At 60.9% G+C, this 271-nt stretch carries 1 protein-coding gene; it reads right to left on the minus strand.

Features of this window, described 5'->3' with window-relative positions; translation table 11 throughout:
• Nucleotides 1-258 (minus strand): ATP-binding cassette domain-containing protein (locus CH341_RS32575; protein ID WP_245431355.1); only part of this gene is annotated, 258 nt, incomplete at its 3' end.
• Nucleotides 259-271 lie beyond the last annotated feature (13 nt).

Below are 271 nucleotides of genomic sequence, written 5' to 3' on the forward strand. Positions count from 1 at the left end.
GCGAATGCGGTCGACCTGGCAGCGATCCTTCGGCATCAGCCGGCCCTGGCGGTCGCGACGCATGTTGATCGTTTCGCCGGCGACCGTGATCTCACCTTCATCCGGTGTCTCGAGAAGGTTGATGCATCTGAGAAAAGTGCTCTTGCCCGAGCCTGACGCGCCGAGGATCGAGATGACATCCCCGTCCTGCGCTTCGAGCGAGATCCCTTTCAGGACTTCGAGGTTGGCGAAGGATTTGTGGATGTTCTTGACCGAGATGGCCGGGACCGGG

The organism is Rhodoplanes roseus (assembly GCF_003258865.1).
In the GTDB taxonomy this organism is placed as follows: Bacteria; Pseudomonadota; Alphaproteobacteria; order Rhizobiales; family Xanthobacteraceae; genus Rhodoplanes; species Rhodoplanes roseus.